The 14,377-nt window shown below is 64.3% G+C and carries 14 protein-coding genes; 12 read left to right on the forward strand and 2 right to left on the reverse strand.

Annotated elements, in window-relative coordinates; genetic code table 11:
- Positions 1-108 precede the first annotated feature (108 nt).
- Both KFO72_RS04090 and KFO72_RS04095 read left to right on the forward strand, forming a co-directional pair.
- Positions 109-1,482, forward strand: coding sequence for a M14 family metallopeptidase (locus tag KFO72_RS04090; protein WP_225031459.1), 1,374 nt, complete (start codon positions 109-111; stop codon positions 1,480-1,482).
- Positions 1,483-1,933: 451 nt separating this feature from the next.
- Entirely contained in the window at positions 1,934-2,218 is a 285-nt protein-coding gene (locus KFO72_RS04095; protein WP_225031460.1) for a hypothetical protein, read from the forward strand.
- 57 nt (positions 2,219-2,275) lie between these two features.
- On the opposite strand, the gene KFO72_RS04100 is transcribed toward KFO72_RS04095, so the two are convergent.
- Positions 2,276-2,935, reverse strand: a complete 660-nt coding sequence (locus KFO72_RS04100) for a TetR/AcrR family transcriptional regulator (protein ID WP_060608453.1) — start codon at positions 2,933-2,935, stop codon at positions 2,276-2,278.
- Positions 2,936-3,080: 145 nt separating this feature from the next.
- Here KFO72_RS04100 and KFO72_RS04105 point away from each other — a divergent pair, with 145 nt between their 5' ends.
- Together KFO72_RS04105 and KFO72_RS04110 are read left to right on the forward strand one after the other, a co-directional pair.
- On the forward strand, positions 3,081-3,485 hold the full coding sequence (locus tag KFO72_RS04105; RefSeq protein WP_225031461.1) for a DUF3331 domain-containing protein: 405 nt from the start codon (positions 3,081-3,083) through the stop codon (positions 3,483-3,485).
- Positions 3,486-3,714: 229 nt separating this feature from the next.
- On the forward strand, positions 3,715-5,181 hold the full coding sequence (locus KFO72_RS04110) for an HDOD domain-containing protein (RefSeq protein ID WP_225031462.1): 1,467 nt from the start codon (positions 3,715-3,717) through the stop codon (positions 5,179-5,181).
- A 77-nt stretch (positions 5,182-5,258) separates the two neighbouring features.
- On the opposite strand, the gene KFO72_RS04115 is transcribed toward KFO72_RS04110, so the two are convergent.
- Entirely contained in the window at positions 5,259-5,942 is a 684-nt protein-coding gene (locus KFO72_RS04115; RefSeq protein WP_054932361.1) for an HAD family hydrolase, read from the reverse strand.
- 237 nt (positions 5,943-6,179) lie between these two features.
- On the opposite strand from KFO72_RS04115, the gene KFO72_RS04120 reads away from it, so the two are divergent.
- The 8 genes from KFO72_RS04120 to KFO72_RS04155 are packed head-to-tail and all read left to right on the forward strand — an operon-like array spanning position 6,180 to position 14,306.
- Positions 6,180-7,595 (forward strand): MFS transporter, encoded by a 1,416-nt coding sequence (locus KFO72_RS04120; protein ID WP_225031463.1) that lies wholly within the window; start codon positions 6,180-6,182, stop codon positions 7,593-7,595.
- 56 nt (positions 7,596-7,651) lie between these two features.
- A complete protein-coding gene (locus KFO72_RS04125) occupies positions 7,652-8,452 on the forward strand; it encodes an N-acyl homoserine lactonase family protein (RefSeq protein WP_225031464.1) in 801 nt (266 codons plus the stop codon).
- Positions 8,453-8,466: 14 nt separating this feature from the next.
- Positions 8,467-9,252 carry an SDR family oxidoreductase gene (locus KFO72_RS04130; RefSeq protein WP_225031465.1) on the forward strand — a complete coding sequence of 262 codons (786 nt, stop codon included), beginning with the start codon at positions 8,467-8,469 and terminating at the stop codon, positions 9,250-9,252.
- The gene (locus tag KFO72_RS04135; RefSeq protein ID WP_225031466.1) at positions 9,242-10,627 is read left to right on the forward strand and encodes an MmgE/PrpD family protein; all 1,386 of its coding nucleotides are present in this window, start codon (positions 9,242-9,244) and stop codon (positions 10,625-10,627) included. Before KFO72_RS04130 ends, KFO72_RS04135 begins: the two co-directional genes overlap by 11 nt.
- 30 nt (positions 10,628-10,657) lie before the next feature.
- On the forward strand, positions 10,658-11,581 hold the full coding sequence (locus KFO72_RS04140) for an NAD(P)-dependent oxidoreductase (RefSeq protein ID WP_225031467.1): 924 nt from the start codon (positions 10,658-10,660) through the stop codon (positions 11,579-11,581).
- 51 nt (positions 11,582-11,632) lie between these two features.
- Positions 11,633-11,959 (forward strand): NIPSNAP family protein, encoded by a 327-nt coding sequence (locus KFO72_RS04145; protein ID WP_054932355.1) that lies wholly within the window; start codon positions 11,633-11,635, stop codon positions 11,957-11,959.
- Positions 11,960-11,971: 12 nt separating this feature from the next.
- On the forward strand, positions 11,972-12,859 hold the full coding sequence (locus tag KFO72_RS04150; protein ID WP_054932354.1) for an NAD(P)-dependent oxidoreductase: 888 nt from the start codon (positions 11,972-11,974) through the stop codon (positions 12,857-12,859).
- A 19-nt stretch (positions 12,860-12,878) separates the two neighbouring features.
- Entirely contained in the window at positions 12,879-14,306 is a 1,428-nt protein-coding gene (locus tag KFO72_RS04155; protein ID WP_225031468.1) for an aldehyde dehydrogenase family protein, read from the forward strand.
- Positions 14,307-14,377 lie beyond the last annotated feature (71 nt).

The following is a 14,377-nucleotide window of genomic DNA, read 5'->3' on the forward strand; positions in this document are numbered from 1 at the left end:
GCGGCGCGGCGATTGAAATGTGCGCCGCGTCCGCCGTTCTTCGGTTAGAACGGCTAGGCCATCTGGGGCTGGGCCGTGTGGACCAGGCCGTCTGACCGGAGAGCGAACATGTCCCGCTACCACGCGCGCATCACAGGAAAGGATCAGGCGGCACTGGCCGATCTCGTGACGAAGTACAAGGTCACGGTCGCGCGCCATACGGTCGGGAAAGTGCACGGCGGCTATCGCGTCGACGCGCACGCGACCAATGCGCAGATCAAGGCGCTCGAAGCGGACGGCTACCAGGTCGAGCGGCTGGAGGATGCCGAGGCGCAAGGCAAGGTGCGCCAGGCGGAAACGCGCGCGCAACTGGCCGCGCCGCATGCGCTGGAAGCGCTGTCAGTCGCGGCGGGCACCGGCTATCTCGATGTCGGCCAAATCGAGGCGGCGCTCGCCGCCGCAAGCGCCGCGCCCAACGATGCATTCACGAAGCTGATCAAGCTGCCTCACCCAACCTGGGAAAAGCGCAGTTGCCACGCGCTGAAGATCGGCAAAGGCGACGCGGCGGGGCGCCCCGGCATCTATTTCCTCGGCGGCGTGCACGCGCGCGAATGGGGCAGCCCGGATATCCTGATCCATTTCGTGCAACTGCTCGCCAACGCGTACACCACGCACAAACCGGTCAAGATCGGCAGCCGCACGTTCAAGGCGGCGGACATCAAGCACGTGGTCGAAAGCAAAGACCTGTTCGTGTTTCCGCAAGCGAATCCCGATGGCCGCCACTACAGCATGTCGACCGAGTCGATGTGGCGCAAGAACCGCCGGCGCGCGCCGCCGGGGCATGTCAAGCCGCAATGCTGCGGCGTCGATATCAACCGCAACTACAACTTTCTGTGGAATTTCCCGCAGTATTTCGATCCGGAAAGTCCGATCGCCAATTCCACCGATCCCTGCGACTACGAGGTGTATATCGGTCCTGCCGCCGAATCGGAGCCGGAAACGAAGAACGCCGTGTGGATGTTCGACACCTACCCGAACATCCGTTATTTCGTCGATCTGCACAGCTATTCGGAAGACATTCTGTACAACTGGGGCGACGACGAGAACCAGAGCGGCCATCCCGACATGAACTTCCAGAATGCCGCCTACGACGGCAAGCGCGGCATTGCCAACGACAAGGCGTATCGCGAGTACATCGCGACGGCGGACAAGAAGATCGCCGTCGATCTCGCCAACGAAATGCGCGACGCGATCAAGGCGTCGCGCGGCCGCGTGTACAAGACGGAGCAGTCGATGAGCCTGTATCCGACGGCGGGCACGTCCGACGACTACGCATTCAGCCGTCATATCGTCGACGCGAAGAAGGCGAAGGTGTTTTCCTACACGATCGAATGGGGCAGCCCCGACAATCCCACGCCGTTCCATCCGCCATATGCCGAGATGAAGCAGATCATCGACGAGGTGACAGCGGGGCTGCTGGCTTTTTGCATTGCAGCGAAGTGACGGCGCTGCCGTTTCAAAGCACTTCGGAGCGCGGTATCCCGGCCACGCTGGACGACCTCGCCGCGCACGACATCGTCACAGGTCCGTTGGGCCCGTTGCATCAGATCGAGGTCTTTTCCGCGCTGCATGGCGATACGCGCTTCGCGTCGTATCGAAAGTTCGCAGTCGAGCGGACTTCGTAGCTGGCGCAATCGTTTGCGATGCGCGTTGTCCTGCCTGGACCGAAAGCAACGCGGCGCCGGATTTCCACCGCTTCCGCGCGCAACTGAGACGCACGGTAAAGCCGTGCGGGAAAGCGGCGCTATCGTTATCCGAAAAGAGCCGGACAGGTCGCGTGGCGGTGCGTCATGGAGATCGACGGCACCGTGGACGCGATGACGCCGCTCCGCTGTCGCCGGGGACAGCCGGGCGCCGCGTGCCGGGCAGCGACGGGTGACGATCGGGGGCCAACATGGCGGTAACAGGAGTGGAAACGCCGGCGGGTGTCGGGACGCTGCGCTCAGCGAGCCTGGCGGACGTGGAGCTGGAGCATCTGGAGAGGATGGTTCAGTACGTGGTTCGCCGGACGGACACGGACGACGTGTCGAAGCTCGACTACGAATACTGGGCGAAGCGGCTGCGCAAGCTGGCGCAGACTTACGATCTGGTGGCGACCCAACGGCAGCGGGTCATCGCGCTGCTCGATCTGCTCGAACGGGAAATGCTGTATCAGGCGCGCCGCGCGGCCGCCGTCTGAACGCCACCTGCTTCGATTTGCCGTGCGTCAAGGTCGTCGCGAAGCCGTGCGGATCGATCAGGCAAGCATGCCCAGCGCCGTCTCCAGCACCATTCGCTTGAACTTCTTCTCATGCTGCGGCAGCGGCGAAAACGCCAGCATCAGATGGCTGTAGGCGACCGTCTTGCTGATCGCGTTCAGCAGCATGAAAAACATCAGCTCCGGGTCCTTGACCTTCAGTTCGTCTTGCCGCGCCGCGTCGGCGAAGAGCGGCACCATCGCGTCGTGATAAGGGCGCACCAGCCGCTCGATCAGCACATTGAGCCGCTCGCCTTCTTCCGTCGCCGCCGTCGAAAAGAAAATGCCCACGTCGGGGTCGTCGAACACCTCGTCGATGAATCTGGCCACCGCCGTTTCCACCCGCGCTCTCGCGCCCAGCGACGCGGTCCGCAACGCCGACGTCGCGTCGATCATCGGCGCCATCTGCCCGGCGATCTGTTCGACGACGGCCAGCCAAAGTGTCTCTTTCGAGCCGAAATGATGCGCGACGAGCGCCGCATCGACGCCTGAATCGCGTGCGATCTCGCGCACGCTCGTTGCCTCGAATCCCCGTTTGCCGAAACTCTTGCGCGCATTGCGCAGGATCGCGTCCGGCCCGACCGACACACCCGATGCCGGGCGTCCGCGCGCACGCTTCTTGTCCTTTTGGGGTTCTGCCGCTGCCATCACATCTTTCATTCGAATGAGTCTGCCGATCGTCCCGTCAGGCGTGAGTTTAACCGAGCGTCCGGACGCGAGCCGCAGTGGTCCTGGCGGCGCATGCGTTTGACACGCGCGCCCCGCGACGCTACGATCTCGATATTCATCACGTGTTGAATTAATCATGTCAGAGCGCATACGGAACGAAGAGCTTGCCGATGTCTGGCGCCGGACTGTCGTGGCGATCGGCAATTTCGAGGTCACGCCGGAACCTGCCAAAACCCCGCGCCCACCGCGTCCGGCGCGGCGCAGCGCGCGCCCAGCCGCATGCTGGGACGGGCGCAGCGAGCCGACCGTGCGCGTGCTCGACAAGCCGACCGCGCAGACGCTGACGGTTTCATGGTGCGACGCGCGCACGGGCCATTACGGCTATCAGACATGGCGCGTGAACATCGCGCGCCGGGCCGGACAATGCGTGCTGACGGGCCGCTCCATCAGGGCGGGCGAAACCGTCTACTGTCCGCGCGCGAACGGCACACCGCCGGGGAACGCGGGCGCGATGATCGTCGCCTCGGGTGTCGATATCTGAGGCCCACATGGCGCCGAACGCCGCCTGTGGCGCCCGGAGCGCGCGGAATGTCGCGCAATGGAGACACGGTAAGGCTTCGAAATAATGCGCAATCGATGCGCAATCACGCAACAGGCCGACGGTTTGCAGGCTCTTCGAGGCTTGCCGGCACAGTGACGGACGACGGGTTGTGTTTTAATCACGGGTACTGTGGTTGCCTTTCAACGTATCTGTCCTCCATCACCATCAGATGTCCCCCGTCGTCAAGTCCGAACTGCTGGAAAAACTGTGGGCCCGCATGAGCGAGCGCGGGGATTTCCCGATGCTCTCGCAGGCGTTGCGCACCACCGTGTCGGCGATGAATAACGACGATCTGGACTTCACGTCGCTCGTGCAGGTCGTGCTTTCGGATGTCGGCCTCACGCAAAAGGTGCTGCGGCTCGCCAATTCCGCCATGTATGTCGCGTTCGGCGGCAACATCACGACGGTGACCCGCGCGCTCATGGTCCTCGGCATGGACACCGTCGGCCATCTCGTGGTCGGGATGAAGATCGTCGATCACTTTCATCACAGCGCGCCGCACCGTATCGACGCGAAGCTCGAACTGAACCGTGCGCTGCTATGCGGAACGGTTGCGCGGCGCATCACGGAAGGCGTCGATCTGCGCGTCGCGGAAGAAGCCGTGGTGTGCGCGCTGATGCGTCAGGTCGGCCGGCTGCTGGTGGCGTTCTATCTGGAAAGCGAATGGGACCGGCTGCGCCGCACGGCGGTGACCGACCAGATCGACGACAGCGACGCCTGCGCGCAGCTGCTCGGCGTGAGCTTCGAGGACATCGGCAGCGAGGCGGCGCGCCGCTGGCGTCTGCCGGAAACGATTTCGGCGGGCATGCAGGCCATCGGCTCGGCATCGGACGAGCCGCTCTCGGAGCATGTGCGCTGGCTGCGGGCCGTCAACAGCTATTCGACGGAAGTCGCCAACGTGCTCGTCACCCAGGCGGCGGGCGACGAGCTGGAGCGCGGCCTCGCCGAACTCGCGAGCCTCTATAGCGACGCGCTCAGGATCGATGCGGCCCGGCTCGACGCGCTGAGCGCCGCGTTGGTCGACGAAGAAAGCAACGAAGGGCTGATGCAGGAGATCTCCGAGTTGCGCGCGCATGCCGATGCGATCGTGCGCACCGGGAAGTCCGCGCAGGCGCGTCTTTCGGCCGGTCTCGAAGACTTGCGCGCGCTGCCGTCGAGCAAGGCACTTTTGCCCGTGCTGACACTGGCTTCCGAAACCATTCTGGCGGGCCTGTCGATGTCGCGCACGCTCGTGTTCGTGCGCCAGGCCGACGCGCGCTATCACGCGCGCATCGGCTTCGGCCCGGACATGGAACGCATGCTGCCCACACTCAGCTTCGGCGCGGGCTTCCAGCCCGACGTGTTCCATCTCGCGATTGCGAACCCGGTTGGCATCTTCATCGAGAACGCGCACGAGCCGCGCATGGAAGCGCGTCTGCCGGACTGGTTCAAGGCGCATCTCGCCGATGCGCAGGCCTTCGTGCTCCTGCCCGTGAAGTCCAACGACACCACGGTCGCGCTCGCGTACGGCGACTGGACCGACGTGCAGGCCGTGCACAAGATCACGCAACCGGAAATGGCGATCCTCAACGAGCTGACGCGTGAGCTGAGCCGTTTCTTTTTCGGCGCGAATCTCGAACAGGCCGAAATGCTTTGAGCTTGCCGTGCTCGGCGCGGCCACGCGGCCACGCGGCCACGCGGCCACGCGGCCACGCGTCGACGTACAGGCGGCGGTCAGCGTTGCCAGCCCGCGAGCAGCGCCGGCAAGTGCGCCATCTCTTCGAACACGTCGGCGACGCCGACGGCTCTCAACGCTTCTTTCGAGCTATGGCCTTTTTCACCGGGACTGTAGCCGAACACGGTCGCGCCCGCCGCGCGGCCTGCCGTGGCGCCCGTCACGGTGTCTTCGATCACCGCGCAACGCGCCGGATCGACGCCGAGTCCTGCGGCTGCGGCGAGATAAACGTCCGGGTGGGGTTTGTTGCGCGGCGTCTCCTGGCCGCTGAAGATGCGTCCCTCGAAGTCGTCGAGCACCCCGGCTTTCGCCAGCTGCAGGCGTAGCTTGACGCGGTCCGCGCCGGATGCCACGGCAATCCGTCCATCGAGCCGCGCATGCAACACAGCGACCGTTTCGACAATGCCTTCGATCGCCGTCACTTCACGTTCGAGCGCGGCGTTGCGGCGCGCGCGAAACGTTTCGAGCCAGGCGGGCGTGATACGCACGCCCGTTTTCGCTTCGATCAGCGGCGCCTCGTCCATCACGGTCTTGCCCACGAAGATCGACATCGCTTCGTCGACGCTCAGATGCCAGCCCAGTTCGCCGAGCATCGCTGCCAGCACGGTATTGGTGATCGTTTCCGAATCGACGAGCACGCCGTCGCAATCGAATAACACGGCGTCGAAGGGGAAAGCAGACATCGCGGTCCTTTTTTGGGTCGGTCAAAACCCGTAAGGGTACCGCGATTGCAGACGTGATGCGCCGCGGTGGCGAAGGTCATGGACGAATCGACGAACAATTTGAATCGTCTTCTTGACGGATTGTATGACAGGAATATAATCCAACCCATCGATCGGCCGCCGGGCGTTCCGCAGCAACCAGCAGCATGGAACGCAAAAGGGACCGCAAAAAAACGCTAACGTCATGGAGACAGCATCATGCAGATGGATGCCAGCATCGGAGCGCGCCTGGACAGGCTGCCTTTGTCCGGCTTCCATTGGCGTCTGCTGGGCCTGATCGCGGCCGGCATGTATTTCGATTCGTTCGACATCTACATCGCCGGCACCGTGCTCGCTGCGATGATCCATAGCGGCGAATCCACGCTCAGCCTCAACGCGACGTTCGTCTCCGTCACCTTCATCGGCATGATGACGGGCGCGTGGCTTTCCGGGCTGCTAGGCGACCGCTTCGGGCGCCGCTTCTGCTATCAGTTCAATCTCGGCATCTACGGCTTCGCATCGATTGCCGCGGCGCTCGCGCCGTCGATCTACTGGCTGATCTTCTTTCGTCTCGTGATGGGCGTCGGCATGGGCGCGGAGATCGTCGTCGGCTACGGCACGCTGAGCGAGTTCATTCCCGCAGTCTGGCGCGGCCGCTTCGGCACCATTCTCAATCTGATCATCAACACGTCGCTGTTTCTGTCGACCTTCCTTGGCTGGCTGATCGTGCCGCAATACGGCTGGCGCTGGATGTTCGCGATTGCGGGATGCGGCGCGCTGTTCGTGTGGTTCCTGCGCAAGTCGATGCCGGAGTCGCCGCGCTGGCTCGCGTCGCGCGGACGCGGCGACGAAGCGCGGCAGATCGTCGAGCACATCGAGACGGCGTGCGGTAACGCCGTCGGTTATCCGGCCAATGCAGCGGTCAACGCGCCTGAACCGTCCACGCGCGAGTTCTATTCGAGCGAAACCGGCCGTCTCGGCGATCTGTTCTCGCGCCGGCTGCTCACGCGCACGATTACGGCCATCACGGTTCTTGTCGCGCTCTTCACGGTCAACTATGCATTCGTCAGTTGGATACCGACTTTCCTCGTCAAGCAGGGACATAGCGTTTCCAGTTCGCTTGGTCTGACAGCCGTGATGTTCGCGGGCGGCCCGATCGGCTCGCTGATCGCTTTTGCACTCGCCGAGCACCTTGGGCGGAAGTGGGGCATCGTATTGTTTTCGCTGGTGTGCGTGGCCTTCGGCGTGGCGTATCCGTTTGCGCAGTCGGCGGTGGCGATCACGGCGCTTGGGTTTGCGATCACCTGCTGCATCTACGTGCTGTCGTCGTTCAGCGTCGCGACGTATGTACCCGAACTGTTCCCGACGGAACTGCGTCTGCGCGGCTCGGGCCTCGCGAACACGGTAGGCCGCGCGGTCAGCATCGTCGTGCCGTATGCGGTGGCGAGCGCATTCATGCGCTTCGGCATTGCGGGCGTGCTGGCGCTGATCGTCGGCACGCTGTTGCTTCAGGCGCTGATCGTCGGCGTGCTGGGCGCGGAAACGAAGCAGCGTTCGCTCGAATCGATTGCCGCCGGCACCGGCGACACGAGCGCGGAAATCATCGAAGGCGGCGCGACGGCGGCCATGAAATAAGCGCCGCGCAACGTACGCCGCGACGGACCACTGCACAAACAAAGGACACTCGAGACATGTCATCGCCCATTGAGAACTACCGCATCTATGCCGTCAAGTACGCGCATTTCGAGCGCCGTTCGCGCGACAACTTCATCGGCGGCGATTCGCACGACGTGCCGATGCCGCTCGATTACTTCGTGTGGGCCGTGGTGGGCGAATCGCGCACGTTCATCGTCGACACGGGCTTCGACCAGGCCATGGCCGACAAGCGCGGCCGCACGATCACGAACACCGTGGAGCGCGGGCTGAAGCAGATCGGCATTCGCGCCGACGACGTCGAAGACGTGATCATCACGCACATGCACTATGACCACGCGGGCAACAGCACGCTGTTTCCGCGCGCGCGTTATCACCTTCAGGACCGCGAGATGGCGTATTGCACCGGGCGCTGCATGTGCCATCACGCCTTGAGTCATCCGTTCGAGCCTGAAGACGTGAAGTCGATGGTCGGCCGCCTGTTCGACGGACGCGTGCAGTTTCATGACGGCGCGTCGGAGATCACGTCCGGGTTGAGCGTGCATTGGGTCGGCGGACATACGAACGGCCTGCAGGTCGTGCGCGTGCACACGGCGCGCGGCTGGGTCGTGCTCGCTTCGGATGCGTCGCATTTCTACGCGAACATGCAGGAGCACCGGCCGTTCCCGGTTGTCTACAACGTCGGCGACATGCTCGAAGGCTATGAGGCCGCGCACCGGCTGGCGAGTTCTCCCGAACATGTGATTCCGGGCCACGATCCCGCTGTGCTGACACGCTATCCGTCGCACGATCGCGAGACGGAGGGCTGGATCGTGCGTCTCGACGCGCCAGCGCGCTGAGCGGGGCGGCACTCATGATGCTGAAAGGCAAAGGCGCGTTAGTGACAGGCTCGTCGAACGGCCTCGGGCTGGCAATGGCGCGAGCGCTCGCGGGCGCTGGCTGCGACATCGTGCTGCACGGACTCGAAGCGCCGCAGCAGATGACGCGCACCACCGGCGAGCTGGCATCCGCGTTCGACGTGAACGTCGCTTACGTGCAAGCGGATCTCGCGACGCCAGCAGGCGTCGATGCGTTGATCGGCGCTGCGCGCGAACGCGTGAAAACGCTCGACGTGCTGATCAACAACGCCGTGGTACGGCATTTTGCGGATATCGAATCATTTCCGGTCGAGCAGTGGAACAACGCGCTTGCCGTGAATCTGACGGCCGCGTTCCGCGCGATTCAACTGACCTTGCCCGGCATGCGCGAACGCGGCTGGGGACGCATCTTCAACATGACGTCGGTGTATGGCGCGCGCGCTGTGGCGAATCGCGTCGATTACGTCACGACCAAGACGGCGCTGCTTGGGCTGACACGCTCGGTGGCCATCGAGACGCTGAACCAGGGCATCACGTGCAATGCGATCTGTCCGGGCTCGGTGCTGACGCCGAACATCGACGGACGCATCAACGCGTTGATGGACGAGAGCGGGCTGAATCGCAGCGATGCCGTGCGCGAGTTCCTCAAGGGCAAGCAGCCGACGGGCGAACTGGTCGAAGCCGCGCATGTCGGCGAGATGGTCGTGTTTCTGTGCGGACCGGCAGCGAGCCAGATCACGGGTGCGATGATGCCGATAGAAGGAGGCTGGCTTGCAGGCTGATTCCATCGACGCCGACGCATTGCGCAGCGGCACGTTGACCCGCACGCTGGCGCGCTTCGTCGCGGACACGCAGTGGCGCGACTTGCCCGCTAACGTGCGCAACGAAGCGAAACGCTCGCTCGTCAATTACTTCGCGGTCGCGCTGGCAGGCTCGCACGATCCGACAGTCGATAAGGCCGTCAACGTCTATCAGCGTTTTCGCGCCGATGAAAACGCGAGCATCGCAGGACGCAGCGAGCGCACGGACATGCTGAACGCAGCCGCGCTGAACGCGATGAGCGCGAATGTCTACGACTTCGACGACACGCATATCCCCACCATCATTCATCCGACTGCGCCCGTCGCGGCGGCGCTGTTCGCGCTTGCCGAATCGCATGCGATGAGCGGCGAAGCGCTGCTGCTCGCGTTCGTGCTCGGCGTCGAAGTGGAATGCCGCATCGGCAATGCGGTGTCGCCGGAGCACTATCAGCGCGGCTGGCACATCACGTCGACATGCGGCGTGTTCGGCGCGGCTGCCGCCGTGGCGAAGGCGCTCGAACTCGATGAGCAACACATTGCATGGGCGCTCGGTAACGCATCGGTGCAAACGGGCGGACTGGTCGAAACGCTCGGCACGATGTCGAAGAGCATCAGCGTCGGCAATGCGGCGCGCAACGGATTGCTGTCGGCACTGCTGGCAGAAGATGGCTTTTCAGGCCCAGACGCGCCGCTCGAAGGCGAGCGCGGCTTTCTGCGCGTGACGGCGTCGCAACCGTCATGGAGCGCGCTGACGCGTGAACTCGGGCACGAGTGGGAACTGCTGAAGAACACGTATAAGCCGTATCCGTGCGGCGTCGTGCTGAACCCGGTGATCGAAGCGTGCCTCGATTTGCGGCGCGACGCACGCTGGTCGCTCGGCGATATCGAACAGATCGAACTGATGGGGCATCCGCTGCTGCGCGAGCGCACCGACCGGCCAGGCGTGCGCACGGGCCGCGAATCGCAGGTCAGCGCGCAGCATGCGGTGGCCGTGGTGTTGTCGCGCGGCAAGGCTGGCCTCGATGAATTCAGCGATGCGGCCGTCGCCGACGCGTCGCTACACGAGGCTGGAAAGCGTCTGCGTTTCATCGATGACCCGTCGTGGCCCGTCGAATCCGCACAGGTGACGATCATTCTGCGTTCGGGCGAGCGCATCGCGCATCGCGTGCATGCGGCGCGCGGCAGTCTGGCCGCGCCGCTCGCGAACGTCGAACTCGCGGACAAGCTGCATCGACTGGCCGCGCATTCACGCTCGGGCGTCGATGCGCAAGCGTTGATCGACAGATTATGGAAGTTCGAGACCGAACACGACGCGGCCGCGGTGATGCGTCTCGCGCGTGCTCGCGGCTCGAATTGAGCCGGAATTTTTTCATTCACGAGGATTGTCATGTCGAGTAGTCAGGCATCAAGTCAGCAACGCGGTCCGTCGCCCGGTTTCGTCGGCGTCGGCACGATGGGTCGGCCCATGGCGCGGCGGCTGATCGAAGCGGGTCACAAGGTCATCGTCTACGACCGCGATGAAGCCGCCCTCGCGGAACTCGAGGCGGCGGGCGCGCAGGTTGCCGCGTCGGTGCGTGAAGTGGCCGACAGTGCGCGCATCGTCTTCACGAGCCTGCCCACGCCCGCGATCTTCAAACAGGTCGCGCTCGGCGAGGGCGGCCTGATCGACGGCAGTGCGATCAAGGTACTGGTCGATCTGTCGACGGTCGGTTCGCGCATCGAAAAGGAAGTGGCAGAAGGGCTGCTCGTAAAAGGAATCGAAACGGTCGATGCGCCCGTGAGCGGCGGAGCGGCAGGCGCGAAGAAGGGCACGCTCGCGATCATGGCGGCGGGCAATCCCGTCGCGCTGGAGGAAGTGCGCGGCCTGTTCGACGTGCTCGGCAAGGTGTTCGTGGTCGGCGACAAGGCGGGGCAGGGGCAATTGCTGAAGCTGCTGAACAACATGTTGTCGTCGACGGCGTTCGCGATCACGTCCGAGGCGTTCGTCGCGGGCATGCGCGGCGGGCTGGACCCGGAAGTGATGATGTCGGTGATCAACGCGGGCAGCGGCAAGAACGGTGCGACGCTCGACAAGTTTCCGAACCACGTGTTGCCCGGCACCTTCGATTTCGGCTTTCCCGTCGGCAGCGTCTGCAAGGACATCGGTCTCGCCGTCGACGAGTGCCAGGCGCTCGGCGTACCGATGTGGGTGGGCAGCGTCGCGCGCCAGATGTGGAATTACGCCGCGATGCAGGACGGCGCCGCGCGCGATATGACGGAACTCGTCAAATACGTCGAGCGCTGGTCGTCAGTCGACGGCCTCGAAGATTGAAGCAGCACCGGATCGAACCCACAACACGCAACACGCAACACGGAGAACTTCATGATCGTTGAAATGCGTATCTATCATTGCGCGCCGACGCGCCTGCCTGCCTTGCTCGACCGCTTCACGACGCACACGCTCGGTTTCTTCGAGAAGTACGGCATCCAGCAGATCGGTTTCTGGACCACGCTGATCGGCCCGAGCAATCACGCGCTGACCTACATGATCCAATGGGAAAGCCTGGCCGAGCGCGAGCAGAAGTGGAACGCGTTTCAGGCCGACGCCGACTGGATCGCGGCGCGCGCCGCGACAGAAGCTGAGCGGCCGATCGTCGAGCGCATCGAGAATCACTTTTTGACGCCGACCTCGTTCTCCGCGCTGCGCTAGGAGACGGATGCCATGACCCAGAAGAAGCGCATCGGTTTTATCGGGCTCGGCATGATGGGCGCACCGATGGTGCAATGCCTCGTCAACGCGGGCTTCGACCTGTACATCGACGACGCGGATGCAGCGCGCGCCGACACGCTCGCCGCGCAAACGGGCGCGCAGCGTTTGACGCACGACAACGCCGCCGCACTCGACGCGTTGATCACGATGCTGCCGAACTCGGCCATCGTCGAAAGCGTGCTGCTTGGCGGCGGCCATGACGGTTGGGCAAGCCGGCTCGCGAAGGGCGCCGTCGTGATCGACATGAGTTCTTCGGAGCCGGAGCGCTCGCGCAAGCTCGGCGCGGCGCTCGAGGAACGCGGTCTCGCATACCTGGACGCGCCCGTCTCCGGCGGCGTGAAGAAAGCGAAGGAAGGCACGCTGGCGATTCTCGTCGGCGGCCGCGCGGACGTGCTCGCGCAGTACCAACCCGTGCTGGAAGCGATGGGCAAGAACATTCTGCATATCGGCGGCGCGGGCTCGGGGCATGCGGCGAAGGCGCTGAACAACTACGTGTCGGCGGCGGGACTCGCGGCGACCGTCGAGGCGCTGCTCGTCGCGCAGCGCTTCGGCATCGAGCCGGAGGCGATGACGGACGTGCTCAATGCTTCGTCGGGCCGCAGCAATACGTCGGAAAACAAGGTCAAGCAGTTCATGCTGAGCGGCACGTTCGCGTCCGGCTTCGCATTGCAACTGATGAACAAGGATCTGAAGATCGCTCATGCGCTCGCGCAGTCGGTCGGTTATCCGATGACGCTCGGCGACACGGTCACGGCAGTCTGGAGCGAGGCCGCGCAACGTTCGACGCCCGCCACCGACCACACCGAAATGTATCGCCTGCTCGATCGCGATGCGCCCTGATTCTGGACAGGAACCTGCCATGTCACATGCAGCGCAGTTTTATATCGACGGACGCTGGGTCGAACCCGCGTCAGCCCGCTGGTTCGATATCGTCGATCCCGCCACGGAGGCACCGTTCGAGCGGCTCGCGCTCGGCAACGCGGAAGATGTCGACCGCGCGGTCGCGGCCGCGCGCCGGGCGTTTCCCGCGTGGTCCACGACGAGCGTCGCGGAACGCGTCGCGTTGTTGCGGCGCGTGCTGCAGATCTACGAACGCCGCTACGACGAGTTCGCCGAAGCGATGCGCCGCGAGATGGGCGCGCCCGTCACGTTCGCGCGTAATGGCCAGGCGGCGCGTGGCCCCGCGCATCTGAATGCGCTGATCGACGTGCTGGAACGCTTCGAATTCGAAGAACAGCGCGGCAGCACGCGCGTCGTGCTCGAAGCGATCGGCGTGTGCGGTCTGATTACGCCGTGGAACTGGCCCGTCAACCAGATCGTCGTGAAGATCGCGCCCGCGCTCGCGGCGGGTTGCACGATGGTGCTCAAGCCGAGCGAGTATTCGCCGCTGAGCGCGCTGCTCTTCACGGAAGTGCTCGACGAAGCGCAAGTGCCCGCCGGCGTGTTCAATCTCGTCAATGGCGACGGCCCGGGTGTCGGCGAGGCGATTGCGAGCCATCCCGATATCGACATGGTGTCGTTCACGGGCTCGACGCGCGCGGGCGTGCTGGTCGCGCAGTCGGCCGCGCCGAGCGTCAAGCGCGTCGCGCAGGAACTGGGCGGCAAGTCCGCGAACATTCTGCTCGACGACGTCGATCTCGAAGAGGCCGTCAAGCGCGGCGTCGCGGCCTGCTTCGTGAACTCGGGCCAGTCGTGCTCGATTCCGACGCGCATGCTGGTGCCGCGTCATCTGATGAACGATGCAGCGCAGATCGCGAAGCGCGCGGCGGAACTGTATCGCGTCGGTCCAACCGACGACGCTTCGACGCAACTCGGCCCGCTCGTCAACCGCAACCAGTTCGAGCGCGTGCAGGCGCTGATCCAGACGGGCATCGACGAAGGCGCGCGACTCGTGACGGGCGGCACAGGCTTGCCTGAAGGCATCGATAAAGGCTATTACGCAAAGCCGACCGTGTTCGCCGACGTCACGCCCGACATGACGATCGCGCGCGAGGAAATCTTCGGGCCGGTGCTGTCGATGATTGCGTACGACACCGAAGCGGACGCCATCGCGATCGCCAACGGCACGGATTATGGGCTCGCCGCCTACGTGCAATCGGCGGATATTGCACGCGCCCGCAAGGTGGGCCGCGCGTTGCGCGCGGGCGGCGTGCATCTGAACTATCCGCCTGCCGATTTTCATGCGCCGTTTGGCGGCTACAAGCGCTCGGGCAACGGGCGCGAGTGGGGCGAAGCGGGTCTGCGCGAGTATCTGGAAATGAAGGCGTTGGTCGGTTACGGCGCTTAGCCGGTAAGTATGGCCAGTACGGCCAAAAAATTTTGCACGTTTAGATTGTCGGACAATCATCGCGTCAGGCA

The organism is Paraburkholderia sp. XV, assembly GCF_020177535.1.
GTDB classification, from domain to species: domain Bacteria; phylum Pseudomonadota; class Gammaproteobacteria; order Burkholderiales; family Burkholderiaceae; genus Paraburkholderia; species Paraburkholderia caribensis.

Coding starts and splice junctions, on each gene's coding strand:
- KFO72_RS04105 (WP_225031461.1), top strand. CDS start 3,081: ATGTCAGAGCGCATACGGAACGAAGAGCTTGCCGATGTCTGGCGCCGG.
- KFO72_RS04095 (WP_225031460.1), top strand. CDS start 1,934: ATGGCGGTAACAGGAGTGGAAACGCCGGCGGGTGTCGGGACGCTGCGC.
- KFO72_RS04120 (WP_225031463.1), top strand. CDS start 6,180: ATGCAGATGGATGCCAGCATCGGAGCGCGCCTGGACAGGCTGCCTTTG.
- KFO72_RS04090 (WP_225031459.1), top strand. CDS start 109: ATGTCCCGCTACCACGCGCGCATCACAGGAAAGGATCAGGCGGCACTG.
- KFO72_RS04130 (WP_225031465.1), top strand. CDS start 8,467: ATGATGCTGAAAGGCAAAGGCGCGTTAGTGACAGGCTCGTCGAACGGC.
- KFO72_RS04115 (WP_054932361.1), bottom strand. CDS start 5,942: ATGTCTGCTTTCCCCTTCGACGCCGTGTTATTCGATTGCGACGGCGTG.
- KFO72_RS04100 (WP_060608453.1), bottom strand. CDS start 2,935: ATGAAAGATGTGATGGCAGCGGCAGAACCCCAAAAGGACAAGAAGCGT.
- KFO72_RS04155 (WP_225031468.1), top strand. CDS start 12,879: ATGTCACATGCAGCGCAGTTTTATATCGACGGACGCTGGGTCGAACCC.
- KFO72_RS04150 (WP_054932354.1), top strand. CDS start 11,972: ATGACCCAGAAGAAGCGCATCGGTTTTATCGGGCTCGGCATGATGGGC.
- KFO72_RS04125 (WP_225031464.1), top strand. CDS start 7,652: ATGTCATCGCCCATTGAGAACTACCGCATCTATGCCGTCAAGTACGCG.
- KFO72_RS04145 (WP_054932355.1), top strand. CDS start 11,633: ATGATCGTTGAAATGCGTATCTATCATTGCGCGCCGACGCGCCTGCCT.
- KFO72_RS04110 (WP_225031462.1), top strand. CDS start 3,715: ATGTCCCCCGTCGTCAAGTCCGAACTGCTGGAAAAACTGTGGGCCCGC.
- KFO72_RS04140 (WP_225031467.1), top strand. CDS start 10,658: ATGTCGAGTAGTCAGGCATCAAGTCAGCAACGCGGTCCGTCGCCCGGT.